Origin of the sequence: Gallibacterium genomosp. 1 (assembly GCF_000771875.1) — a bacterium.
GTDB lineage: Bacteria > Pseudomonadota > Gammaproteobacteria > Enterobacterales > Pasteurellaceae > Gallibacterium.
Map to the genome: position 1 here is coordinate 58,584 of NZ_JPXX01000001.1, position 25,012 is coordinate 83,595.

The following is a 25,012-nucleotide window of genomic DNA, read 5'->3' on the forward strand; positions in this document are numbered from 1 at the left end:
TCTTTTTATCTTTTATTTAATTTAGACAATTATTTTAAACTGCCAACCATATCTTCTGGACGTACCCACTCATCAAATTGTTCAGGAGTTACAAAACCAAGATTAATTGCTTCTTCACGCAGAGTTGTGCCATTTTTGTGAGCAGTTTTAGCAATTTTCGCTGCTTTTTCATAACCGATATGTGTATTTAGTGCAGTCACCAGCATTAATGAATTTTCTAACTGCATCTTAATACGTGGATAGTTAGGTTCAATACCCACTGCACAATGTTCATCAAATGAAATACAAGCGTCTGCCAATAATTGCGCAGATTGTAAGAAATTGTATGCCATTACCGGTTTAAATACGTTTAATTGGAAATGTCCTTGAGAACCTGCAAATGAAATAGTAGTGTCGTTACCCAATACTTGTGTACAAACCATTGTCATTGCTTCGCATTGTGTTGGATTAACTTTACCCGGCATAATAGAAGAACCAGGCTCATTTTCCGGAATCAAAATTTCTCCAATGCCTGAGCGTGGGCCAGAAGCTAATAGACGAATATCATTAGCAATTTTGAAAAGTGACATTGCTAACTGTTTCAACGCACCGTGAGTTTCAACAATCGCATCGTGAGTTGCCAACGCTTCAAATTTATTTTCTGCGGTTACAAATGGTAAGCCGGTAAATTTCGCAATATATTCTGCTACTTTAACATCATAACCTTTCGGTGTATTTAAGCCAGTACCAACCGCTGTACCACCTAATGCTAATTGGCTAAGGTGAGGTAATGTATTTTTTAATGCTTTTAAGCCAAAACTAAGTTGAGCTGCATAAGCAGAGAACTCTTGACCTAATGTTAATGGAGTAGCATCCATCAAGTGAGTACGACCAATTTTAACAACATTTGCAAATTTAGCTGATTTTTCAGCAAAAGTTTTTTGTAAGCGTTCAACTGCCGGAATAGTTGTTTCAACAACTTTCTTGTAAGCAGCAATGTGCATTGCTGTTGGATAAGTATCATTAGAAGATTGTGATTTATTAACATCATCGTTCGGGTGAATAATACTCTTTTCACCTAATTTACCGCCGTTTAAAACGTGTGCACGATTTGCAACCACTTCATTCACATTCATATTAGATTGCGTACCAGAACCGGTTTGCCAAATTACAAGTGGGAATTGATCATCTAATTTATTAGCAAGAATCTCATCACACGCTTGGGCAATTAAATCTCTTTTTTCTAATGGCAATACACCTAAATCATAGTTGGCATATGCAGCCGCTTTTTTCAAATAACCGAAAGCTTCAATAATCTCGTGAGGCATTGAAGCAGCCGGTCCGATTTTGAAGTTGTTGCGTGAACGTTCGGTTTGTGCCGCCCAATATTTATCCGCCGGTACTTTTACTTCGCCCATCGTATCGTGTTCAATTCTAAATTCCATAATGTTTACCTCTAAATGATAAATAATAAATGTTAAAAAATTGGTCTAATTTTAACACCCAAGAGGTATAAATTGAATTTATCTATTAATCAAAATTTTCGTTTTATGACACAGATCATAAAATTTAATGCATCACCTACTCCAAATGAGTGTTTTTTCTACATTTATCAGTATGATAAAAACTATCTCAACAATAGACGTTTAGACTTTTTACTTTCTAGATGTTTAGACGGCTAAAATTTCTTGACAACCACTCTCTCGATCGCTAATTTATTCACACTCTTATAATAATAATTCGCTGTTTTAGGAATTGATATGTCGGCACAACAACTTACTTTATTCACTGATGCTCCCCTTGCGCTTACTTTAGGCGGATCACTACAGAATATTACAGTTTGTTATCAAACTTACGGTAAGTTAAACGCTCAAAAAAATAATGCGGTTTTGATCTGCCACGCCTTGACGGGTGATGCGGAACCCTATTTTGAAGATGAAAAACAAAAAGGCTGGTGGCAAGAATTTATTGGTTCCGGTCGTGCTTTAGATACTGACAAATATTTCTTTATTTGTTCCAACGTTTTAGGCGGCTGTAAAGGGACTACCGGCCCGATGAGCATCAATCCGGCAACACATTTGCCCTATGGCGGTGATTTCCCACAAATTACGGTACAAGATATTGTTCAACTACAAAAAGCATTGCTCGATCAACTAGAAATTTCTCATCTGCACGCTGTCATTGGTGGGTCATTCGGTGGTATGCAAGCCACACAATGGGCAATCAATTATCCCGACTTTATGGATTATGTGATTAATCTTTGTTCTTCCCTTTATATGAGTGCCGAAGCAATCGGTTTTAATCACGTAATGCGCCAAGCAATTATTCAAGATCCAAATTACAATCAAGGTCACTATTATCAGGGTAAACACCCTGATCAAGGTTTATCCACCGCAAGAATGTTAGGGATGCTCACCTATCGCACTCATACACAGTTAACTAAAGCGTTCGGAAGAGCAATAAAACAGAAAAATAATTTGCTAGGCGATTATTTCCAAGTGGAATCCTATCTAAGTTATCAGGGTAAAAAATTTCTCGACCGTTTCGATGCCAATAGCTATATCCAATTAACACGTGCTTTGGATCTTTATGATCCATCTATTGGCTATGAGAATATCTCCGTTGCATTATCGCGGATTAAAGCACAATATACATTAATTGCAGTAACAACCGACCAACTCTTCAAACTATTCGATTTACAGAAAAGCCGGCAATTATTACAAAGTGCTGGTGTTAATCTGCATTACGATGAGATTGGTTCTGATTTTGGACACGATGCTTTTTTGGTGGATTATGAGTTTTTCGCGCCTAGAATTCGTTATGGATTAGGGGAAATCGTAGAGTAGTGAGATCTCCCCTACCTTTAGCTAAAACTACCTGTTCATTACTCTTCCAATATAACTTTAGCAATGTATCCTAACTGACGATATTGTTGAGCATAATCAATACCATAACCGACAACAAATTCATCGGGAATACTAAAGCCAATCCAATCAACAGGAACTTCCACTTCACGGCGTGACGGTTTATCTAACAATGTGCAAATGTGTAGTGATTTTGGTTCTCTCAAAGATAAAATTTGTCTTACTTTATCCAAGGTATAACCGGTATCAATAATATCTTCCACAATCAAAACGTCTTTGCCTCTAATTTCGCCTTCCAAATCTTTTACGATTTTGACATCGTGATTAGTGATCATACCGCTTCCATAACTAGACGCTACCATAAAGTCTACTTCTAACGGTATATCAATTGTACGAACGAGATCCGCCATAAACATAAATGAACCCCGTAACAACCCCACCACATAAATACCTTCACTTCTATTATGCTGGTAGTAACGGCTTATTTCTTTACCTAACTCTTCAATTCTTGATGTCACATTTTGTTTGGTGATTAATGTTTCCAAGTGGTGTTTTTTCATTCGACTATAACTCCCTAGTAGATACCTTTTTGGTGATAATACACTCAATTTACAAAAATTAAAAAATATTCCAAAAAAATCTTTCAATTTATGTAGCATACATATTGAATAAATACAATTATTACAATAATATTACTTGCGCTTATTGATAACCTTACTCTATTGAAATAAAAGTGATGAAACACTTAATCATCTATACACATCCTAACGAAAACAGCTTCAATCATGCCATTCTAGAAGAAGTGGTTCAAACTTCTAAAGAAATGGGAATGGATGTAGTCATCCGAGATCTTTATCAACTTAAATTTAATCCTATTCTAACATGGAATGAGTTTGAACAGATTAATAAAGGTAACATTCCTGTTGATATAAAATCGGAACAACAATTTATTAAAGAGGCAGAGCTCATTACTCTTATTTATCCACTTTGGTGGATGGGATTCCCTGCTATATTAAAAGGATATCTCGATCGTGTTTTTAGTCACGGATTTGCATATAAAACAGATGACAACGGCAGTGAAGGGTTATTAAATGATAAAAAAATGTTACAATTTGTAACATTTGGGAATAACATATACGAATATCAGCAAAAGGGATTTATGCAGGCATTTGATCACACACTGGTGAACGGTCTTTTCAATTATTGTGGTATTACGGATATTCATTCTCATTTTTTCGGCGACATTCATATTATTGATGATAAATTACGCAAACAAATTTTAGAAAATGTAAAAAAAGTGTTGCACAAACAAAAATAGACATATATTTTAATACAACATCTTTATAACTTTTGTTATAAATACTTATTGCTAGGTATTTATATTGCTTTACATAATTTATGTATCATTAATTGTAAATTATTTGGCAACTTTAAGTAAACTTGATCAAAATATAATTTGACAAGTTATTATTGCAAGGTTTTTTGTTTTACTCTATATTATTGCCCGAGGTAACTTATGATGAATAAATTGTTATCTGATACTGATAGCGTATTAAAAATTTATGCAGAAGATTTCCCTAATATGCCATTAGATCAAGTCGTTCTTGTACGTTTATTATTCAATGTGAATAGTAATTATCTTGAACATCGCAACCATTTCCTTAAAGAGGTGGGACTGAATCATACGCTTTTTGAAGCATTGATCGTAACTTATTTGCAACCTAACCACGAAATTCAACCTTCACATCTTAGTGAAATCTTAGGTTCATCACGCACTAATGCAACTCGCATTTCCGATGAGCTTGTCGATAAAGGGTTAATTGATCGTATTAGCGTGCCGGAAGATAGACGTTGTTTCAGTTTACGTATTAATGAGAAAGGCTTGAAATTCTTGCAAGATATTTTACCTCATCAATGGGAATTAATGGGTTCTATCTTCAGTGTACTCACTGACAAAGAGAATCAAACTCTGCGTAAATTATTGCTTAAACTATCAAAACGTTTAGATGAGTATCATCCTCATAGAACGTAGTTTTTACTTTAAGGTTTTTATATGTCAGAGATGTCCGAACAAGAAAAAAAGAATACTGTTCGTAATAACATTAGAAGGAAACGTCTAGTTTCCTTCTTTATTTTATTACTTATAATTTCCGCAGCCTGTTTTCTCTACTGGTTATTTTTTGTTAAAGATTTTACTGAAACTGATGATGCCTATGTGGCGGGCAATATCATTCAAGTTTCATCTCAAGTTTCCGGCAGTGTTGCCAAAGTAAATTTTGAAAGCACTGATTTAGTCAATAAAGGTGATGTTTTAGTTGAGCTTGATAATAATGATGCTAAATTAGCACTTTCTCAAGCTAAACATACTTTAGCTGATACCGTCCGTAAAACAACCCAACTCACTTTTACTGAGAAACAATTGACCTCTCTACTTGCCGCCAAACAGATTGCATTAAAACAAGCCGAGCAAGATCTTTCTCGTCGTCAAGGTTTGAATAAAACCGGTGCAGTATCCAAAGAAGATTATCAACACGCAGTTGATGCGGTAACAATAGCGAAAAGCGATTTGAATGCGACATATGAACAGTTAAATGCCACTAAAGCCTTATTGCTAAATACACCTATTGCCGAACAACCTGCCGTGATTCAAGCAGCTGACAATGTTCGTCAAGCGTGGTTAAATTTACAGCGCACTAAAGTAATCAGTCCGGCTACTGGTTATATTGCTAAACGCAGTGTACAGGTGGGTGAAAGTATTAAAGCAGGTTCGCCATTGCTTGCCGTAGTGCCACTTAATCAGATCTGGTTAGATGCCAACTTTAAAGAAACCCAATTAAAAAATATCCGAATAGGTCAGCCGGTTAATATCGTTTTTGATTTATATGGTGATGACATTGAATTTGACGGTACAGTAACTGGTATTGATGCTGGAACAGGTAGTGCTTTTTCACTTTTGCCGGCACAAAATGCAACCGGAAACTGGATTAAAGTAGTTCAACGTCTGCCAGTCAGAATCACCCTTAATCCAGAACAGATCCAGAAATATCCATTACGCATAGGACTCTCAGCAACAGCAGAAGTCAATACTTCAAATCAAGATGGAGAGGTGCTACCGAGTAAGGTTCGTAATCAACCTCTTTATCAAACTGATACTGTACATTATGATTTAGCGCCGATTGATCAAGAAATTATGGAAATTATCCAACAGAATAGTCATTAATTGGGAGTGTCAGAATGAATCAAACACCAATTAAAGGCGGCGCATTAGTTATGATGACATTAGGGCTTGCGTTGGCTACTTTTATGCAAGTCCTTGATTCAACTATCGCTAATGTTGCTATTCCTACTATCGCTGGCGATCTAGGAGCTTCAAGTACACAAGGAACTTGGGTAATCACCTCTTTTGGTGTTGCAAATGCAATTGCAATTCCTATTACCGGTTGGCTAGCTCGGCGTTTCGGTGAAGTAAAACTATTTTTGGTTTCAGTGCTGATCTTTGTTATTGCCTCTTGGTTATGCGGTATTTCACATTCACTGAATATGTTGATTGCTTGCCGTATTATTCAAGGTTTAGCTGCTGGTCCAATTGTACCATTATCACAAAGTTTATTACTCAATAACTATCCTCCACAGCGTCGTGCAATGGCATTAGCTTTCTGGTCTATGACTGTGGTGGTTGCACCAATTTGCGGTCCGATTTTAGGCGGCTGGCTAAGCGATGACTTCCATTGGGGTTGGATCTTTTTTATCAATATTCCAGTTGGAATTTTAGTTATTTTATTCACACAAATTACATTAAGAGATCGTGAAACTAAAACCTACAAGCAACCGATTGACAGTATCGGTTTAATTCTGCTTATTTTCGGTGTAGGAGCCTTACAATTAATGTTGGATCGTGGACGTGAAGAAGATTGGTTCAATTCAACTGAAATTGTTGTATTAGCAATTATTGCTGCCATTGGTTTAATCACCTTAATCATTTGGGAATTGGGTGAAAAACATCCTATTGTTGATATTGCGCTGTTTCAGAAACGCAATTTCACTGTCGGTTGCCTTTGTACCTCTCTAGCATTCCTAATTTATTTAGGTTCTGTTGTTTTAATTCCGCTGTTATTACAGCAGGTATATGGTTATACAGCAACGTGGGCAGGTCTTGCGACTGCACCAATTGGCTTATTTCCGCTGTTACTCTCCCCCATTATCGGACGTTTCGGACATAAAGTGGATATGCGTTTATTGGTTACTGTCAGTTTCTTCGTTTATGCATTGACATTCCACTGGCGTGCAGTCACTTTTGAACCTGATATGGATTTTGCTGCAGTAGCTCTTCCTCAATTTATACAAGGGATAGCTGTTGCCTGCTTCTTTATGCCTTTAACCACTATTACTCTTTCAGGATTAAAACCTGAAGAAACAGCCTCTGCTTCAAGTTTATTCAACTTTTTACGTACCTTAGCTGGTTCAGTCGGGACATCCTTAACCACGTTTATGTGGTATAATCGCGAGGCTCTACATCATGGTGAAATGGTGGAAAATATTACGCCGTACAATCCAGCATCTCAGCAATATTTCCAAGCAATGGCAGAAAAAGGCTTGAATGAAACACAAACAGCCGCTTCTCTTGCTAATCAAATCACACAACAAGGGCTAATTATTGGTGCAAACGAAATATTCTATGTTTCAGCTATTGCATTTATGTTGCTTTTTGTCATTATTTGGTTAGCAAAACCACCTTTCGGTACAAAACATTAACCATAATAAACGGTGTGTCACCTAATTCCGCCACACCGTTTTTTGATGATAATAAGCAACATACCTATCAACATTTTTAATCAAGCTATTGGCGAAGTTATTGAAAATTTTACCGCCGGAGAAAAAACGAATATTAATAGCTTAGAAGTCCATTATTGCCGCTTAGAGCGTCTTTGCACTGAGCATTATTTGGATAATATTTGTCCTGAAAGTTTAGCATTACAATGGATCTACTTGCCAATGAATGCCTTGCCAGGTAAAGAATATTCGATAATTTTTACAGCAAAATCAGCAATCTGACGATCTCTATTATTTAGCAATCATTGATAAAGGAAGAAATCGCAATACGGCTTGATTTTCAATGCTGCCACAGAAGTAGTTACAAATGAAGCCGAAGTCTGGGCGCTGGCTGGCTGAATAAAATTTTGATGATAATAGAAAACAGAAAACCTCTTTGAATGACTAAAAAAGATGGGATTTTCCCATCTTTTTCAACACCTTGTTATTATTTTTCGGCAATAATCACCGCACGTTTCGGTGCCGGATAACCTTCAATTGTTTTGCTATGATCAGACGCATCAAGAAAATCAATTAAACTTTCATTTTCCAGCCATTCCGTTTTCCGTTGCTCCTGCAACGAAGTTACCGCTACATCAACACAACGTGCATTTTTAAAACCAGTTTTATTCAACCAATTTAACAGTGCCTCCACCGATGGAATAAAATAGACATTTTTCATTTTTGCATAACGATCCCCCGGAACAAGCACACTATTCTTATCACCATCAACAACTAGCGTTTCCAGCACTAACTCACCTCCTTTCCGCAATTGTGCTTTCAATTGAGAAAGATGATCCAATGGTGATTTACGGTGATAAAGTACCCCCATTGAAAATACGGTATCAAATACATTTAACGGTTGCATCTGCTCGATTCCTAACGGAATCAAATGTGCGCGGCGATCATTATTCAGCAACTTTCTTACTGCTTCAAACTGGCACAGAAATAGCTCCGTTGGATCTATACCAACAACAAGATTAGCACCTTCACCCACCATTCTCCACATATGATAACCACTACCACACCCTACATCCAAAACCAAACGATCTTTTAATGGTGAAATATGCGGTAAAAGACGATTCCATTTAAAATCGGAACGCCATTCACAATCAATATATACTCCATAGAGATGAAAAGGACCTTTGCGCCACGGCATTAACTGTTTTAAATGATAAATCATTCGTTGCCGTTCACCTTCGGATAATGGTATGTCCAATTCCGCAGACACACTATGTTGTAACTCAATCCGAGCAGATTGTCGTTCCGGCAAAAATTCAATTACTTTGACCCATTTCTCATACTCGCCGTGAGTATTTGATTGCCATTGTTTTAATTGTGCCGGCAAGGTCTCCAACCAAGCAGACAACTCGCTTGTCGCTATCTGCTGGTAAAAAGGACGGAAATCAATCATAAACAGATAAAATATTCCTTAACGAATCACTTCTAAGCCATTCATATAAGGTCGTAGCACTTCCGGCACTATAATAGAACCGTCAGCTTGTTGATAATTTTCCAAAACAGCAACTAGTGTACGTCCAACAGCCAAACCTGAACCATTCAATGTATGAACTAAACGAGGTTTCTTCTCACCCTTAACACGATAACGTGCTGACATACGACGAGATTGGAAATCCCACATATTTGAACAAGATGAAATTTCACGATAAGTATTTTGTGCTGGCACCCATACTTCCAAATCATAAGTTTTGCAAGAACCGAAGCCCATATCACCAGTACAAAGCAATACTTTACGATAAGGTAATCCTAGTAACTGCAACACTTTTTCAGCGTGTCCAGTCAATTCTTCCAATGCATCCATTGATTTTTCAGGCTCTACAATCTGAACTAATTCTACTTTATCAAATTGATGCATACGAATTAAACCACGAGTATCACGTCCATAAGAACCAGCTTCGGAACGGAAACAAGGTGTATGGGCTGTCATTTTAAGTGGTAAATCTTCCACATCAATAATTTCTCCACGAACAGTATTGGTAACTGGCACTTCTGCTGTCGGAATTAATGCATAAGGCTGTTCGCCTTCCAATGGTTTGGTATGGAATAGGTCTTCACCGAATTTAGGCAATTGACCTGTACCGTAAAGTGTTTCGTGATTAACTAAATAAGGCACATACATTTCCAAATAACCGTGCTGTTCAGTATGCAAATCCAACATAAATTGTGTCAATGCACGATGCAAACGTGCTATTTTACCTTTTAACACAACAAATCTTGCACCTGTCAATTTTACAGCTGTCGGAAAATCGATACCGCCACTTAATTCACCTAAATCTACGTGATCACGAATTGGGAAATCATACTGCTTAGGCTCTCCCCAACGAGAAACCTCTAGATTTTCACTATCATCTTTGCCTAACGGCACTTCCTCTGCCGGAATATTCGGAATCGACAATGCAATTTGGCGCAACTCTTCCAACACGTGATCCAATGCGATTTTAGCCTGATCTAATTCAGTTCCCATATTATCCATTTCGGCTAATAGCGGTTGAATATCTTCACCTCTAGCTTTAGCCGCACCGACTGCTTTAGAGCGAGAGTTACGTTCAGCTTGTAAAGTTTCAGTTTTCACTTGTAATTGTTTGCGCTGTTCTTCTAACTGCTCAATTTTTTGAACATCTAAAACAAAATTTCGTTTTGTTAATAATTTTTCAGCAGTTGCTGCCAAATCATTACGCAATAAATTCGGATCAATCATTCTCTTTTCCTTTTTGCTTTTAAATCTAATGACTAAGAATATGCTTATTTTAACACGGAAACTCACTGTTCCCGTTTGAAATTTTTAAATAATTTTCCTAATTTTGTGCTGCAATTTTTGCAATGAGTTCCGCTACAAAATCCAAACGTTGTTGACTGTCATCAAAATTTTTCACAAATTTAAATTTGTGAGGACCATCAAAACGATAAACTTTCGGTGCTTGTTGAATTAGTTTTAAGAAAACCATTGGGTCAAGCTGAGTATTAGCACTGAACTCAATAAAACCGCCTGTTGCCATCGTTTCTATTTTTTGAATACCCAACGGTTTTGCCTGTAAGCGCAATGATGCAATTTCAAATAAATTTTTAGTCGCATTCGGTAATAAGCCAAAACGGTCTATCAATTCCACTTTAAGCTCGGAAAGTTCTTCTTCTGTTTTCGCACCGGCAATTCTTTTGTAGAAGGATAAACGCAAATTCACATCACCGAGATAATCTTCGGGTAATAATGCCGGAATGCGTAGATCAATCTCAACCTGAGACTGTGTTAATTCATCTAATGACGGCTCTTTACCCTGTTTTAGAGCTTGCATCGCATTTTCCAGCATCTCCATATACAGTGAAAAACCGATAGTTTCAATCTGTCCACTCTGTTCATCTCCCAATAATTCTCCAGCTCCCCGAATCTCCAGATCGTGAGTTGCCAGAACAAAACCAGCACCTAAATTATCTAAACTACTCAAAGCTTCCAACCGTTTTTGTGCATCTTTCGTCATCAATTTTGCCGGCGGAGCCAATAAATAAGCATACGCTTGATGATGCGAACGCCCAACACGTCCACGTAACTGATGTAGTTGCGCCAATCCGAAATGATCGGCACGTTCAATGATAATGGTATTGGCACTTGGAATATCGATACCCGTTTCAATAATGGTAGTACAAACTAAAACATTAAAGCGTTGATGATAAAAATCTGTCATTACTCGTTCTAGTTCACGCTCTCTCATTTGCCCGTGTCCAATACCTATTCTCGCTTCAGGAACCAATTCTGCCAGTTTTTCCGCACAATTTTGAATAGTAGCAACATCATTATGCAGATAATAGACCTGTCCACCGCGTAAAATTTCACGCAAAATGGCTTCACGCACAACGCGATTATCTTGTTCTCTGACAAAGGTTTTAATTACCAAACGGCGTGCCGGTGGTGTTGAAATAATCGATAAATCGCGAATACCGTTCATCGCCATATTTAAAGTACGTGGAATCGGTGTTGCCGTCAGCGTCAAAATATCAATATTACTGCGGAGCTGTTTAATTTTTTCTTTTTGTCTGACACCGAATCTATGCTCCTCATCAATAATCAGCAATCCTAAATCGTGGAAATTAACATCACCCTGTAACAATTTATGCGTGCCAATTAAAATATCAATTTTTCCTTCTTCAACAAGAGTTAATACATTTTTTTGCTCTTTTGATGTCTTAAAACGTGATAAAACTTCCACATTTACCGGTAAATTAGCAAAACGATCACGAAAATTATCATAATGTTGTTGCGCCAATAAAGTAGTTGGTACCAACACTGCTACCTGTTTATGATTCATTACTGCTAAAAAAGCAGCTCGCATCGCCACTTCCGTTTTTCCGAACCCCACATCGCCACAAACCAAGCGATCCATCGGCTTCGCCTGACACATATCGCCAATCACTGCATTAATTGCCATCTGCTGATCATAGGTTTCCTCAAAAGGAAACGTATCAGCAAATTGTTGGAATTCCTCACGATCATATTTAAAAGCAAATCCCGGTTGAGATTCACGTTTCGCATACACATCTAACAGCTCCGCTGCCACATCACGCACTTTTTCTGCTGCTTTTTGCCGTGATCTTGCCCAAGCATCACTGCCTAATTTATGTAACGGCGCATTTTCTTCTCCACCGCCAACATATCGACTGATTAAATGCAACGAAGAAACCGGCACATATAATTTTGCTTCGTCGGCATAACGCAATACCAGATATTCCGCCACCATTCCACCGGCATCCAATGTTGTCAAACCGTCATAACGCCCGACACCGTGCTCCAAATGTACCACCGGCTGTCCAATTTTTAATTCTGCCAAATTACGAATTAAAGCGTCAGGATTAACGTTTTTTTGTTGTTGTCGATGACGCGTCTGAACTTTCTCTCCTAAAAGATCAGTTTCACAAATAAAGGCAAATTTCTGCTCTGCTATAAAACCACGATCCATTGCCCCAATCATTAAATTAAAACGCTGCTGCGGCAGTTGTTCCAATGATGTGATTGAAGTCGGCTTGATCTTCAATGGTTTTAACAAAGAGAGTAACGTTTCTCGCCGTCCTTCACTCTCTACCGAAAAGATGATCGGTTGCTCAAATTGCTCAATGAAATGTCTTAGCTGTTTTAGCGGTTCTTTTTGCTGGGAATGGACTGTTAATTCCGGCAATGCTTTAATTGCCAAATTTTGATTGCTCGCTTTTTCTGCTAAACACTGCTCTGACAAGGTTAAACGTGGATAATCTTTTAAATATTGATTGACATATTCCATTTTTAGCCACAATTCATTCGGCGCTAATAACGGACGCATCGGATCAACTTTTTGGCTTTCATAACGTGATTCTGCATCACTAAAGAAGAGTTCACCGTTATTTTGAATTTTTTCATCCGTAATAAACAGTGTATTGATTGGAATATAATCAAAGAAAGTTGCCATCTTCTCAAAAAAGAGTGGCTGCCAATATTCAATTCCAGCAAATAACGTTCCTTTACTGATTTGTTGATAAATATGTTCCGGATCGCGACGAATTTCACCGAATTTTTCACGAAAATTAGTGCGGAAAAACTCAATTCCTTTTTCATCAATAGGAAATTCGTGTGCCGGTAACAGATCAATCTGTGGAATTTCAGCTATTGTACGTTGTGTATCAACATCAAAGGTACGAATACTGTCAATTTCATCATCAAAAAAATCCAACCGATACGGTAAAACACTTCCCATTGGATAAAGATCAAGCAGTGCGCCTCGCACTGCAAATTCTCCGTGTTCAAATACTTGATCAACGGCTCGATAACCGGCTTTAATCAATTGAGATTTAAGCTGTTCAAGTTGGCAAGTTTGTCCTTTTTTAATTAAAAAAACATTTTGTGCTAAATAACTTGGTGGACAAACACGCTGCATTAAGGTATTGATCGGCAAAATGACAACACCTTTCTGTTGCTGTTGCAACTGAAATAATGTACTTAATCTAGTTGAGATAATTTCTTGATGTGGTGAAAAATTATCATAAGGCAAAGTTTCCCAATCAGAAAAAATTTGTGCTGTTAGTGAAAACTGTTGTAGCGCCTGCACTAAATGATTAGCTTGCCGCATATCCGCCGTTACCACTACCACCAATCCTTGATACTGTGTTGCAATCTCTGTAATCGCCAATACTCGACTATCGGCAATCATATTACCTAAGACCTTATGATCTTTTGCTTTTTTCGGAATATTGATATCAAAAATCTGCATAATTACTCTTGCTCAAAAGTGATACGCCAACAATTATGAATTTGCGGATTACGTTGGAAATCCAACGGTAACGTTTTTTCTGAAATATTTTCTGCCGTTAAACCCAAAGCTGCTAAGCCGTCAAAATCCATCTTAAAGCCACGTTTATTATTGGAAAAAATAATCGTACCCTGTTTGCGCAATAATTTACTCAATTTTGCCAACAACATTAGGTGATCCCGCTGCACATCCCAACTATTTTCCATTCGTTTCGAATTGGAAAATGTCGGTGGGTCGACAAAAATTAAATCATACTGCCCTGTCGCTTTGTCTAGCCATTGCAAACAATCCGCTTGAATCAACTTATGCTGTTTACCTTTGATCTCATTCAAAATAAAATTTTGTTCTGCCCAGTTGAGATAAGTATTTGACATATCAACAGTTGTACTAGATTTAGCCCCACCTAAAATAGCGTGTACTGAACAAGAACCAGTATAAGCAAATAAATTCAAGAAATCTTTTCCTTTTGCCATTTCGCCAACCATCTTGCGTGTTAAACGGTGATCTAAAAACAACCCTGTATCCAGATAGTCAGTTAAATTCACCCACAATTTAGCGCCATATTCCTGCACAAAAAAATAATCGCCTTTATTGGCTAATTTTTCATATTGACTGCTGCCTTTTTGCTTTTGACGCACTTTCAACACCAAGTGGTCAGTTGCCACTCCGGTTACAGTCAGAGTTGCCGTTACCGCATCCAACAACCGCTGGCGAGCTTTTTGCGGATCAATATTCTTCGGTGGTGCATACTCTTGAATCACAATATAATCCGCATAACGATCCACCGCTAAATTGTATTCCGGTAAATCCGCATCATATAAACGATAAGCATCTAAACCTTGTTGCTGCGCCCATTTTTCAATTTTCTTGATGTTTTTACTTAAACGATTACTGAAATCGGGTGCAACATTTGCGGATTGATTCACTTCTAGTGTAGAGCGCTGTTCGTGATCACGATCAAGATGAGAAATCAGATAATTTTTTTGCACACAATCCAATGGACCGTTTTTCGCTTTGAACTGACGAGATGAACGCAAACGTAAACAGTCTAATAAACTGACTTCACCGCTAAAAATAGACGCTTTCCAACCGGAAAAATGCTGTTTTAAACGCTGTCCAAACAAAGAATAGAGGGCAATTAAGGTCGGCGTTGTCCCCAAACGCTCTCCATATGGTGGATTACAAATAACCGTACCGACTTCTGTGGTTGGCGCCACTAAATCTGCAACATCTGCTACTTGAAAATCAATAAATTCCGCAACACCGGCATTTTCAGCATTCTGTTTTGCTTTCAGCAATACTTTTTGATCACAATCACGCCCGAAAAAGCTCAATTTAGATTGCGAACGCCCTTGCTCCGCTTGTGCTAACGCCTGCTCTTTTACTCGTTGCCATACGTGTATCTGATGTTTTTTCCAATGATTAAAGCCCCAATGTAAACGATTGAGCTGTGGTGCAATTTGAGCTGCCATCTGAGCTGCTTCAATTAGCAATGTGCCTGAACCGCACATTGGATCAAGCAATGGCGTACCGATCTGCCAACCAGAACGAATAACAATGGCTGCCGCCAATGTTTCTCTTAACGGCGCAGCACCGCTATCACTACGATAACCTCGCAAATGTAACGCCTCACCGCTTAAATCAAGAGAAACCGTCAACTGTTCACGATTTAAATAAGCGTGAATACGAATATCCGGATAATCTTTATCCACTTGTGGTCGCGGTTCACCTTGACGGGTAAAGTAATCGACAATGCCATCTTTGATACGCATTGCCCCATATTGTGTATGTCGAATCGCCTGATTAGTGCCATTAAAATCGACGACAAAACTGTCTTGTGCCGAAAAATGTTGTTGCCACGCAAAACTAACGGTAGCCGCATATAAATCAGCATCATCATAAATTTTTGCGGTAAATAATGGATATAAAATTCGAGAACTTAATCGACTCCACAACAATGTGCGATAAAGCGTTTCATCATCCGCCTGATAATGTACGCCACCTTGTGCAATTTTACACTGCGCTGCACCAAGTTGTTCCAACTCATTTTTTAATAATTCTTCAAAACCACGAGCTGTGGTAGCAAATAGCTGATTCATTATTTTTATTTCTATATTTAATTTCTATTTAATGGGGGAGATCTTTAGCTGAGATTATAACAAACTAATCAATTTTCTTTTGTAGCAATTTTTCAATCACTCTTGAAACGGCAAAAAAACCGAATGTGGCGGTAATCATTGTTGCCGCTCCAAAGCCGTTACTACAATTCATCGTAGCTGACGCACTACATTCCGTACCGACTTGTGGGAAAATAAGTGGTTGAGTAGAAAAAACACAATCAATACCGAATTTTCGCTGAGGATTGTCCGTAAATCCATACTGTTTACGCAATAAATAACGCACTTTTGCGGCTAGCGGATCTTGAATAGTGCGGCTTAAATCCTTAATTTGAATTTGACTCGGATCAGTCTGACCACCTGCACCACCAGTAGTTATCACTTTAATTTTCTGGCGTTTACAATAAGCTAACAACGCCGCTTTAACTTTAACACTGTCAATTGCATCAATCACATAATCATAATTATGATTTAAATATCGGTCGATATTCTCTTCCATTAAAAAATCATCAATAATTTCTACCTCAATTTGCGGATTAATCGATAATGCACGTAATTTCATCACTTCCGTTTTTAGCTGACCAACCGTTTCAGTCAAAGCGTGAATTTGACGATTAATGTTAGTCACGCAAATATCATCCATATCTATCAACGTCAATTTACCGATTCCAGAACGAGCTAATGCTTCCACAGCCCAAGAACCAACACCACCAATCCCGACTACACAAATATGTGCCTGACGTAATCGCTGTAACGCCTGCTCACCATATAATCTGCCAATGCCGCCGAATCGCTGTTCAAAATTATCTACTCTTGCCATTAATTCAATACCCAAACTCGTCCATAATGTTTTAATAATCCGGCAATATGTCCTGCTCTATCACCTATACCTTGATAAAGGTCAAAATGTTGTCCTTTCACCGCTCCACCGACATCCAATGCCACCATTAATCGCAATTGATGTTTTCCAATCCAATTTCCATCGTTATCAATTTCTGGCATTTCCACTAATAATACGCTGCCTGAAGGAATTAAGCTACGATCAGAAGCAACAGAAGCTAACGGCACTAGTGGAATACCGGCAGAGCCTTTAACTTTGCCATTCGGCACATTCTTGAAAAAAACATAAGAGAGATTTCGCTCTAACAATCCTTGCAAACGATTTGGATTGCGTGCTGCCCAATCTTTAATTGCCTGTACCGACATTTTTTCTTTCGGGATTTCGCCATCTTCAACTAACAGACGACCGACACTGGTATAAGGGAAACCATTTTGCCCAGCATAAGCAAAATAGTTAAGGTTATTTTCACCGAAATCAATATAACCACTGCCTTGCACGCCTAGCAAAAAGTTATCTAACATTGAATCGCTATAAGCCAACTCTAAGCCCTTTCCTTTTAACGCACCAGCATAAATTTGCGACCGAGAAAAACGTTTATATTTTGGCATTGCATAAATTGGGTGCTGATATTTACCTTGTGGTGAACGACGAGCGTGAATAACTGGTGAATAATACCCTGTCATCAACACGTTTTGATAGCCATCCTGCCCCGCCATCTTTTGAATACCAATACCAAACTGATTAATTTGCGATACATCCGCACCAGCTAAAACCCAATTTGTTACCTTCTCATAAGTAGATTGATATTTTGCACTCAATCGAGGCGATGTACTGGAGATAATGCTTAATTGCGTTAGGAAATCGCCTTGATTAACCACTGCACTTTGATTTTCCACTATCCCAACTGAAGTTAGTGGCATTCGCATAAAAGTTCGGCCTTTATAAACTGCACCTAACTGCTCATAAGATGTTCTATTATTACTTCCAGAAGCGCTATGTTGTTGTGAAGATGAACAACCAACCAAAATTAAAGATACCATAGCAGTTACAGTCAATTTCTTTATATTTTTTATCATTTTTGTTATAACCTTTCTCAAAAATAGATCAACTATATAGATAGAAAAACTCCTTAGTAGCTAAACTACTGAGGAGTTTGACAAAATGGGAACGCAGAAACTTAATCCACAATCCTATTCATTATAAATTTCTAAATTACTTGCTTCACTTTCCTGACGTTTTTTACTGCCATCACTACGCATTTGTGCAATTTTATCTAAATATTCTTGCGTAATATCACCAGTAATATATTCACCGGTAAACACAGAGTCATCAAAACTTTCGATTGCCGGATTTTCTTGGCGTACAGATTGTTCCAACGCAGAAAGATCTTGATAAATCAATTTATCAACACCGATCAATTTTGCAATTTCATCAACAGTATGTCCATAAGCTATCAATTCGTGTGATGTTGGCATATCAATACCATAAACATTCGGATAACGAATTTCCGGCGCTGCCGAAGCAAAATAAACTTTATTCGCTCCTGCTGCTCTTGCCATTTCCACAATTTGTTCAGAAGTCGTACCGCGCACGATAGAGTCATCCACCAATAACACATTTTTTCCTTTAAATTCAGAAGAAATAGTGTTCAATTTACGTTTTACCGAATTACGGCGCTGTGTTTGTCCCGGCATAATAAAAGTACGACCAACATAACGGTTTTTCACAAAGCCTTGACGATACGGTTTATTCAACACATTAGCAATTCGCAACGCAATATCATTAGAGGTTTCTGGTACAGGAATAATCACATCAATATCCGCCAAAATATCACTCCATTCGGTAGCAATTTTACGTCCGAGATATTCCCCCATATGCACTCGAGCTGCATAAACAGAAACGCCATCAATATAAGAATCAGGACGAGCAAAATAGACGAACTCAAAAATACAAGGTGATAATTTTGCATTGTCTGCACACTGTTTTGAATAAAGTTTGCCATCAAATGTTACATAAATCGCTTCACCCGGATTAACATCACGCACAAATTCAAACCCTACCGCATCCAGAGCCACCGTTTCGGATGCAAACATATATTCTGTTTTTCCCTGATCTTCACGCTTACCTAAAACCAAAGGTCGAATACCGAATGGATCTCGGAAAGCAATCATTCCGTGACCAATTACCATTGCTACACAAGCATAGCCACCTCGAATATCTTTGTGTGTACGCTGAATAGCATAAAAAATATCGTCTTCATCTAAATCGTGTTTATTAATTTGTTCTAGATGATACGCCAAAATATTGAGTAATAATTCTGAATCGGAATTGGTATTAACGTGTCGACGGGCAAGGCGAAATAATTTTTCTTTCAACTTATCGGCATTAGTTAAATTGCCGTTATGCACCAAAGTCAGTCCGTAAGGTGAATTAACATAAAAAGGTTGCGCCTCTGAAACACTTGAACTACCAGCAGTCGGATAGCGAACGTGCCCCAAACCGGCACAACCTTGCAAACGCAACATATGTTTTTGTTGAATCACATCACTTACTAAACCGTTCGCTTTACGCAAACGAAAACGGTTTTCCTCATCTACGGTTACAATTCCTGCGGCATCCTGTCCACGATGTTGTAATACGATTAACGCATCATAAATTGATTGATTAACAGTTGAATACCCCAAAATTCCCACGATACCGCACATTATTTTTTCCTCTATGATGAAGTAAGTTAGTTATTTTCAATCCACAGAACAACGATAAACATTGTGCTATGAACTGCTCTGACTTGGAAAAAGCAAAACTTCCCAAGTGAAACCGTTATACCACCGTGAACGGTAGGCTTTCAGTCACGAACGAAATTTTAATGAAACTTGAGTGAAGCTGTAACTGGTGGAAAAACCAATCAACCACAAATCCGAAATGTGGAATCAATTTTGATGCTTTCCACCATTCACTCTGACTGAAATTCGTAAAGGTATCCAAAAAGAACAACATTGCTGCAATAATCAATACCCCTCGTAATAAGCCGAAACACGCACCAAGAACGCGATCCGTACCACTTAATCCTGTCTTTTCAACCAGTTTTGAAATAATGTAATTGATTAAACTACAAACAATTAATGTAACAATAAAAAGAATAACAATTGCCGTACCATTGCGTAGATATTCTGATTCTATTTGCTGGAAAAACGCGGCTAAGTAAGGATAAAAATGACTGGAGATAAAAAAAGCTATCAACCAACTGGCTAAAGATAAAACTTCTCGAACAAATCCACGAAATAAGCTAATAATTATCGAAAAAGAAATAATGCCAATAATAATATAATCGATCATTGTAAACTCTCTGTGGCGTAAAACGGCGTATATTCTACAAAAAAAGAACACGTTTGCGTAGTGCTAATTATGGGAATTCTTCAACTTTCTCCAAATTGATCGCTTTTATCATTTTTACCGCATTAAAAATAGTCGGCAGATGAATTTTTACACTTAGAATCAGCGATCAAATTTTGCTATTTACACTTGTGGTAAGTGATCCGTGCCATTCATTTGCACTAATTGAAACGATTGTTGCTCTGCTAATTGTTGATAATTAAAAATACTGATACTGCAATTTGCCAAACTCACACTCACACCCTCCTTACGGTGATCCTGCCAACGATGACCACCTAATAACGACAACAATAACCGTAATGTATGTCCGTGAGAAACAATCAAAATATTACCTTGTTGATGCACTTGAATAATATCCTGAATCGCTTTATATGATCGTTCAGCCAATTTTGCAAACGGCTCACCTTGATTATACTGCTCAATATTTTGATCATACGCTTTCGGATATTTGACTAAATTTTGGAATGCTTGCGAAGCACGAATTTCATCAATTTGAATACCTTCCCATTTTCCAAAAAACTGCTCATTTAATCCTTGATGTTGAAACAATGGAATTGGTCGCGTTCCTATCACGTAACGCGCGGTGTCAATGGTTCGTTGTAAACAACTAGAATAAGCCGCCACAAAAGGTACCTGTTCTAATGCCTTGCCAGCAGCCAATGCCCCAACAACACCTGCTTCCGTTAATGCCGAATTGCCCTGCCCTTGAAGTAACCCCTCTTCATTCCATTCTGTACGTCCGTGACGTAAAAAGTAGAAAGTCAGATTTTTTTGCATTGTTTTCCCTATTTAAATTTAAAATAGCAAGCATAACCATTTTTTATGCCTTGCAGATAAAAAATTGCCCTCATCATTTAGAGGGCAAAATAAAATTAAGCTTGTTCACTTTCAGCGTGTTTAGCCGCTGTTTCCTTTAATAGCGATTGTAATTCGCCTTTTTGGAACATTTCCAACATAATATCGCAACCGCCGATTAATTCACCTTCTACCCAAAGTTGTGGGAAAGTTGGCCAATTTGCATATTTTGGTAGCTCAGCACGAATATCAGGATGTTGCAAAATATCAACATAGCCGAAAGGCACTTGGCAATTCATCAACACCTCCACCGCTCTCGCCGAAAATCCGCAAGATGGGAATTTTGGTGAACCTTTCATATAGATAAGAATAGGATTTTCACTAATTTGTTGTTTAATTCTTTCAATAGTTTCCATTATTTGACCTCAATTAAAATGGGATAAAAAGTGACGGGATTGTAACATAAGCATCACTATAAACCAATCTCACTCATATTGGTTACCAACTGCCACCAGCACCGCCACCACCAAAGCCACCGCCACCGAAACCACCGCTGTTTCCGCCGCCAAAACCACCGCCATTGTGATGATCAAACGGATCGCCACCGATATAAATATTACCCGGTCGATAATGACGGGAACGAGGGCTGACATAAGTTTTACGTTTATGGTACTCACTTAAAAATACTACTAAAAAGAAAAATGCCACCATCAACAAAGGAATATAATCGTGACGTTCCGGCTCTTGCAGTTGTTCAGGTTTAAACTCTCCCTGACTCGCTGCCATAATATAATTTAGCCCTTGTGCAATACCAGTAGCATAGTGATTTTCACGAAAAGCCGGCGTAATAACCTGCCTAATCACTTTACCTAAAAAAGCATCTGGCAACGCACCTTCCAAGCCTTGCCCAGTTGCAATAAAAATTTTGCGATCATTTTTAGCAATCAGCATCAATACGCCATTATTAAGCTGTTTTCTGCCAATTCCCCAACGATCACCAAGCGTAAACGCATAATCAGCAATCTCAATACCATTGGTTGACGGAATCATCACCACTACAATTTGTGAGCTGGTTTTCTGACTATAGTTAATCAGCTGTTGCTCAATTGTTTGTTGCTGTTTTTCGGTCAAAGTATGCGTGTAATCATTCAAATACCGAAATGGTTGCGGCGGTGGCGGATAACTCGCAGCAAAGGCAAATTTAATGAAAAATAGACAAAAGAACAGACAAAAAGCATATTTTTTCATTTAATCACCACTTCATTCGGTAATTCATTTTTATCATCTTCTTGATAAGGGAAATATTGAGCCAAACGCTCGCCAATCATCGCTATCGCATTAACAATTCCTTGGGTATATTGTTTCTGTTTTGCCTGCTCAACAATCAAATCACAAGCACGCTGCCAGAAATCTGCCTCAACATATTGATCTATTCCCTGATCGCCTACAATCGCACACTGTTTAGATTGCAAAGCAAGATAAATCAACACCCCATTACGTAATGCTGTTTTTTCCATTTCCAACTGCTGAAATAGAAATGTTGCCTGCTGCAATGCACTCCGACCTGCATCCGATTTTTTTCGTTCAACATAAACGCGTAATTCTGCCGATGTTTTCTTTTCCAAATCGGCAATCGCCTGTTCGATCACCGATTTTTGAATAGGTTGGCTAAATAATGACATCACTGTTCCTAATTAATTAAAATTGACTACAGGTGCTTTTTCTGCACCGACATCTGCTTTGAAATAAGGTTTTTCATTAAAACCGAATAACATTGCCACCAATTTTGTTGGGAATGTACGAATTTTTTTATTGTAAGTTTTTGCCGCTTCATTGAAGTTATTACGCGCAACATTAATCCGATTCTCAGTGCCTTCCAATTGGGTTTGCAATGTTAAAAAGCCTTCATTAGCTTTTAATTGCGGATAATTTTCAACTGTTGCCAATAAACGGGATAACGCTGAACCGACTTGATTTTGTTGCGCTTGGAATTGCGCTAACTGTTCTTCTGTCATATTGGTAGGATCAATTTTTATCTGTGTTGCTTTCGCACGCGCTTCTACCACACCTGTCAACGTTTCTTTCTCAAAATTTGCCTGACCTTTTACCGCATTCACTAAATTCGGGATTAAATCGGCACGACGTTGATATTGTGATTCTACATTCGCCCATACAGAATCAATATCCTCTTCCGCTTGTACCAATCCGTTGTAACTTCCCATTACGGTAAAGCCAAGCACAATCGCAACTAAAATAACAATTAAGGTACTTTTTTTCATAATTTCCTCATTAAATGGATAAATAATTCGACTCATCATAACCAAATAAGTCACAACAACAGCAACTAATCATAGATTTTGTGAGCCACATCACAAATTTCTTGCTAATTATAAAACAAGATTAGAGTAAAATACTAAACCTCATTATCGTAAAAAACGTCAAGGAGAGAGCAATGAGAACATTAAAATTGGGTATTTTGGCTATTGCTACAACATTGGCATTATCTGCTTGTAGCACCCAACAAAATACGGAACAACAAGCAGCTCAACGTTTAGTTGATCAAACCACTTTTGCAGTCAACTGGGTACAACAATCCGGAGAATATCAGGCATTGGCATACCAAGCCTTTAATATTGCAAAAATCAGCTTTGATAAAGCCAAAGTACACAAAGGTAAGAAAAAAGCGGTGGTTTCCGATTTGGATGAAACATTAATCGATAACAGTGCTCACGCCGCTTGGCAGGCAAAAAATTTACAGCCTTACAGCAGTAAAGTGTGGACAAAATGGGTAAATGCTCGCCAAAGTGCTGCCGTTCCCGGTGCAGTGGAATTCGCTAATTATGTGAACAGCCACGGCGGTACAATGTTCTATGTTTCAAACCGTAAAGACAGTAATGAAAAAGTAGCTACCATTGATGATATGAAACGCCTCGGTTTCACTGGTGTCAATGATAAAACGCTATTATTGAAAAAAGATAAATCAGCTAAATCAGCACGTTTTGCCGAAATCGAAAAAATGGGCTATGAAATCGTTATGTATGTCGGTGACAACCTTAATGACTACGGTGATGCAACTTATCACAAACCAAATGCAGAACGTCGTCAATTTGTCACAGAAAATGAAAGCAAATTCGGTAAACAGTATATTGTATTGCCGAACCCGAATTACGGTGACTGGGAGAGCGGTTTAGCCCCTGACTATTTCAAAAAATCTGCTTCTGAAAAGCTCAAAATTCGTGATGCAGCATTAAAAGCGTGGGATGGTAAATAATTTTTCTAATACGAAAAGGGCATCTTATAAAATGCCCTTTTGTTTATGTTTTTATACTATGTGTTAATTTAAATAAGTAAATACTTTTACTACTTTTCTGACTCCATTCACTTGACGAGCAACATCAACTGCGGCAGCGGCTTGAGATTGAGTTACTCGACCAATCAAATATACAATACCGTTTTCAGTTACTACTTTTACATCCGTTGCTTTTACATTGCCGTTTACGAATAATTTTGATTTTACTTCTGTAGTAATCCACGTATCTTTACTCGCCTGCATAAAACTAACCTTTTCGCCGATCTGTATTTCATCATAAACATCAGCGATATCTTTAACGCCACGCGCAAGATTAACGGCGACCTCTTTAAGATCGGCACCCGGCGCTTCGCCGACCAATAACGCACGACCATTATAAACAATCACACTAATATGTGCCTGTTCATTTAATTGTTTATCTTTACGCAATGCATCTGCAACTCGCAACTCTAATGTTTGGTCATCAATTTGTGTACCAGTAGTGCGAGGATCCATCGCTACTTTGGTTGCCAATGCTCCACCACCAACAACAGCAGCGGTTACACAACCTTGTAACAAAGTCACTACACTGACCATTGCTGTTACTTTAACCAATTGTTTCCATTGAATATTACGCA

At 38.1% G+C, this 25,012-nt stretch carries 23 protein-coding genes; 7 read left to right on the forward strand and 16 right to left on the reverse strand.

Annotated features, from left to right (window positions below):
• Positions 1-29: 29 nt before the first annotated feature.
• Entirely contained in the window at positions 30-1,424 is a 1,395-nt protein-coding gene (gene fumC / locus JP36_RS00240; protein WP_039169082.1) for a class II fumarate hydratase, read from the reverse strand.
• A 315-nt stretch (positions 1,425-1,739) separates the two neighbouring features.
• Between fumC and metX the strand changes: the two genes are divergently transcribed.
• On the forward strand, positions 1,740-2,825 hold the full coding sequence (gene metX, locus JP36_RS00245) for a homoserine O-acetyltransferase MetX (protein WP_039170770.1): 1,086 nt from the start codon (positions 1,740-1,742) through the stop codon (positions 2,823-2,825).
• Positions 2,826-2,863: 38 nt separating this feature from the next.
• Here the strand turns inward: metX and hpt are convergent, their stop codons facing one another.
• Positions 2,864-3,403 (reverse strand): hypoxanthine phosphoribosyltransferase, encoded by a 540-nt coding sequence (gene hpt / locus JP36_RS00250; RefSeq protein WP_039145805.1) that lies wholly within the window; start codon positions 3,401-3,403, stop codon positions 2,864-2,866.
• Positions 3,404-3,579: 176 nt separating this feature from the next.
• On the opposite strand from hpt, the gene JP36_RS00255 reads away from it, so the two are divergent.
• The 5 genes from JP36_RS00255 to JP36_RS00275 all read left to right on the forward strand — a co-directional run bounded on the left by JP36_RS00255 (position 3,580) and on the right by JP36_RS00275 (position 7,895).
• Complete coding sequence (locus JP36_RS00255) at positions 3,580-4,161, forward strand: NAD(P)H-dependent oxidoreductase (RefSeq protein WP_039170774.1); 582 nt, start codon at positions 3,580-3,582, stop codon at positions 4,159-4,161.
• Between the two features lie 198 nt (positions 4,162-4,359).
• On the forward strand, positions 4,360-4,875 hold the full coding sequence (gene mprA, locus JP36_RS00260; RefSeq protein WP_231924180.1) for a transcriptional repressor MprA: 516 nt from the start codon (positions 4,360-4,362) through the stop codon (positions 4,873-4,875).
• Positions 4,876-4,896: 21 nt separating this feature from the next.
• Positions 4,897-6,063, forward strand: a complete 1,167-nt coding sequence (locus JP36_RS00265) for an EmrA/EmrK family multidrug efflux transporter periplasmic adaptor subunit (RefSeq protein ID WP_039170780.1) — start codon at positions 4,897-4,899, stop codon at positions 6,061-6,063.
• Between the two features lie 14 nt (positions 6,064-6,077).
• Complete coding sequence (locus JP36_RS00270; protein WP_039140910.1) at positions 6,078-7,595, forward strand: DHA2 family efflux MFS transporter permease subunit; 1,518 nt, start codon at positions 6,078-6,080, stop codon at positions 7,593-7,595.
• Between the two features lie 45 nt (positions 7,596-7,640).
• Positions 7,641-7,895, forward strand: coding sequence for a hypothetical protein (locus JP36_RS00275; protein ID WP_234702127.1), 255 nt, complete (start codon positions 7,641-7,643; stop codon positions 7,893-7,895).
• Positions 7,896-8,100: 205 nt separating this feature from the next.
• Here the strand turns inward: JP36_RS00275 and cmoB are convergent, their stop codons facing one another.
• The 13 genes from cmoB to JP36_RS00340 form a co-directional block, all read right to left on the reverse strand.
• Positions 8,101-9,066 (reverse strand): tRNA 5-methoxyuridine(34)/uridine 5-oxyacetic acid(34) synthase CmoB, encoded by a 966-nt coding sequence (cmoB, locus tag JP36_RS00280; RefSeq protein ID WP_039170783.1) that lies wholly within the window; start codon positions 9,064-9,066, stop codon positions 8,101-8,103.
• Positions 9,067-9,084: 18 nt separating this feature from the next.
• Complete coding sequence (serS, locus tag JP36_RS00285; protein ID WP_039170785.1) at positions 9,085-10,371, reverse strand: serine--tRNA ligase; 1,287 nt, start codon at positions 10,369-10,371, stop codon at positions 9,085-9,087.
• Positions 10,372-10,468: 97 nt separating this feature from the next.
• The gene (gene mfd, locus JP36_RS00290; protein ID WP_039170787.1) at positions 10,469-13,900 is read right to left on the reverse strand and encodes a transcription-repair coupling factor; all 3,432 of its coding nucleotides are present in this window, start codon (positions 13,898-13,900) and stop codon (positions 10,469-10,471) included.
• A gap of 2 nt (positions 13,901-13,902) precedes the next feature.
• Entirely contained in the window at positions 13,903-16,038 is a 2,136-nt protein-coding gene (gene rlmKL / locus JP36_RS00295) for a bifunctional 23S rRNA (guanine(2069)-N(7))-methyltransferase RlmK/23S rRNA (guanine(2445)-N(2))-methyltransferase RlmL (protein WP_039170790.1), read from the reverse strand.
• 64 nt (positions 16,039-16,102) lie between these two features.
• Positions 16,103-16,876 (reverse strand): tRNA cyclic N6-threonylcarbamoyladenosine(37) synthase TcdA, encoded by a 774-nt coding sequence (gene tcdA, locus JP36_RS00300; RefSeq protein WP_039170905.1) that lies wholly within the window; start codon positions 16,874-16,876, stop codon positions 16,103-16,105.
• Positions 16,876-17,973, reverse strand: coding sequence for a murein transglycosylase A (gene mltA / locus JP36_RS00305; protein ID WP_039136632.1), 1,098 nt, complete (start codon positions 17,971-17,973; stop codon positions 16,876-16,878). Before mltA ends, tcdA begins: the two co-directional genes overlap by 1 nt.
• Before the next feature lie 114 nt (positions 17,974-18,087).
• A complete protein-coding gene (gene purF, locus JP36_RS00310) occupies positions 18,088-19,602 on the reverse strand; it encodes an amidophosphoribosyltransferase (protein ID WP_039170793.1) in 1,515 nt (504 codons plus the stop codon).
• A 115-nt stretch (positions 19,603-19,717) separates the two neighbouring features.
• Entirely contained in the window at positions 19,718-20,233 is a 516-nt protein-coding gene (locus tag JP36_RS00315; RefSeq protein ID WP_021461723.1) for a CvpA family protein, read from the reverse strand.
• Positions 20,234-20,413: 180 nt separating this feature from the next.
• A complete protein-coding gene (locus JP36_RS00320) occupies positions 20,414-21,067 on the reverse strand; it encodes a histidine phosphatase family protein (protein WP_039170795.1) in 654 nt (217 codons plus the stop codon).
• Between the two features lie 95 nt (positions 21,068-21,162).
• Complete coding sequence (grxD, locus tag JP36_RS00325) at positions 21,163-21,501, reverse strand: Grx4 family monothiol glutaredoxin (RefSeq protein WP_039136641.1); 339 nt, start codon at positions 21,499-21,501, stop codon at positions 21,163-21,165.
• 82 nt (positions 21,502-21,583) lie between these two features.
• Entirely contained in the window at positions 21,584-22,333 is a 750-nt protein-coding gene (locus JP36_RS00330) for a TPM domain-containing protein (protein ID WP_039170798.1), read from the reverse strand.
• The gene (locus JP36_RS00335; RefSeq protein ID WP_021461727.1) at positions 22,330-22,767 is read right to left on the reverse strand and encodes a TPM domain-containing protein; all 438 of its coding nucleotides are present in this window, start codon (positions 22,765-22,767) and stop codon (positions 22,330-22,332) included. Before JP36_RS00335 ends, JP36_RS00330 begins: the two co-directional genes overlap by 4 nt.
• Before the next feature lie 12 nt (positions 22,768-22,779).
• Positions 22,780-23,364, reverse strand: coding sequence for a LemA family protein (locus tag JP36_RS00340; RefSeq protein WP_039170800.1), 585 nt, complete (start codon positions 23,362-23,364; stop codon positions 22,780-22,782).
• A 173-nt stretch (positions 23,365-23,537) separates the two neighbouring features.
• On the opposite strand from JP36_RS00340, the gene JP36_RS00345 reads away from it, so the two are divergent.
• Positions 23,538-24,356, forward strand: a complete 819-nt coding sequence (locus tag JP36_RS00345; RefSeq protein WP_039170803.1) for a 5'-nucleotidase, lipoprotein e(P4) family — start codon at positions 23,538-23,540, stop codon at positions 24,354-24,356.
• A 63-nt stretch (positions 24,357-24,419) separates the two neighbouring features.
• Here JP36_RS00345 and dolP read toward each other — a convergent pair whose 3' ends face one another.
• Positions 24,420-25,004 (reverse strand): division/outer membrane stress-associated lipid-binding lipoprotein, encoded by a 585-nt coding sequence (gene dolP, locus JP36_RS00350; protein WP_412174729.1) that lies wholly within the window; start codon positions 25,002-25,004, stop codon positions 24,420-24,422.
• Positions 25,005-25,012 lie beyond the last annotated feature (8 nt).

What these genes read in the sequence shown, in the direction of transcription:
- hpt (WP_039145805.1), bottom strand. Translation starts at nt 3,403, where the DNA reads ATGAAAAAACACCACTTGGAAACATTAATCACCAAACAAAATGTGACA.
- JP36_RS00345 (WP_039170803.1), top strand. Translation starts at nt 23,538, where the DNA reads ATGAGAACATTAAAATTGGGTATTTTGGCTATTGCTACAACATTGGCA.
- JP36_RS00270 (WP_039140910.1), top strand. Translation starts at nt 6,078, where the DNA reads ATGAATCAAACACCAATTAAAGGCGGCGCATTAGTTATGATGACATTA.
- JP36_RS00340 (WP_039170800.1), bottom strand. Translation starts at nt 23,364, where the DNA reads ATGAAAAAAAGTACCTTAATTGTTATTTTAGTTGCGATTGTGCTTGGC.
- tcdA (WP_039170905.1), bottom strand. Translation starts at nt 16,876, where the DNA reads ATGGCAAGAGTAGATAATTTTGAACAGCGATTCGGCGGCATTGGCAGA.
- JP36_RS00275 (WP_234702127.1), top strand. Translation starts at nt 7,641, where the DNA reads ATGATAATAAGCAACATACCTATCAACATTTTTAATCAAGCTATTGGC.
- purF (WP_039170793.1), bottom strand. Translation starts at nt 19,602, where the DNA reads ATGTGCGGTATCGTGGGAATTTTGGGGTATTCAACTGTTAATCAATCA.
- serS (WP_039170785.1), bottom strand. Translation starts at nt 10,371, where the DNA reads ATGATTGATCCGAATTTATTGCGTAATGATTTGGCAGCAACTGCTGAA.
- JP36_RS00330 (WP_039170798.1), bottom strand. Translation starts at nt 22,333, where the DNA reads ATGAAAAAATATGCTTTTTGTCTGTTCTTTTGTCTATTTTTCATTAAA.
- rlmKL (WP_039170790.1), bottom strand. Translation starts at nt 16,038, where the DNA reads ATGAATCAGCTATTTGCTACCACAGCTCGTGGTTTTGAAGAATTATTA.
- JP36_RS00315 (WP_021461723.1), bottom strand. Translation starts at nt 20,233, where the DNA reads ATGATCGATTATATTATTATTGGCATTATTTCTTTTTCGATAATTATT.
- JP36_RS00335 (WP_021461727.1), bottom strand. Translation starts at nt 22,767, where the DNA reads ATGTCATTATTTAGCCAACCTATTCAAAAATCGGTGATCGAACAGGCG.
- cmoB (WP_039170783.1), bottom strand. Translation starts at nt 9,066, where the DNA reads ATGATTGATTTCCGTCCTTTTTACCAGCAGATAGCGACAAGCGAGTTG.
- JP36_RS00265 (WP_039170780.1), top strand. Translation starts at nt 4,897, where the DNA reads ATGTCAGAGATGTCCGAACAAGAAAAAAAGAATACTGTTCGTAATAAC.
- JP36_RS00255 (WP_039170774.1), top strand. Translation starts at nt 3,580, where the DNA reads ATGAAACACTTAATCATCTATACACATCCTAACGAAAACAGCTTCAAT.
- JP36_RS00320 (WP_039170795.1), bottom strand. Translation starts at nt 21,067, where the DNA reads ATGCAAAAAAATCTGACTTTCTACTTTTTACGTCACGGACGTACAGAA.
- mltA (WP_039136632.1), bottom strand. Translation starts at nt 17,973, where the DNA reads ATGATAAAAAATATAAAGAAATTGACTGTAACTGCTATGGTATCTTTA.
- fumC (WP_039169082.1), bottom strand. Translation starts at nt 1,424, where the DNA reads ATGGAATTTAGAATTGAACACGATACGATGGGCGAAGTAAAAGTACCG.
- mfd (WP_039170787.1), bottom strand. Translation starts at nt 13,900, where the DNA reads ATGCAGATTTTTGATATCAATATTCCGAAAAAAGCAAAAGATCATAAG.
- metX (WP_039170770.1), top strand. Translation starts at nt 1,740, where the DNA reads ATGTCGGCACAACAACTTACTTTATTCACTGATGCTCCCCTTGCGCTT.
- mprA (WP_231924180.1), top strand. Translation starts at nt 4,360, where the DNA reads ATGATGAATAAATTGTTATCTGATACTGATAGCGTATTAAAAATTTAT.
- grxD (WP_039136641.1), bottom strand. Translation starts at nt 21,501, where the DNA reads ATGGAAACTATTGAAAGAATTAAACAACAAATTAGTGAAAATCCTATT.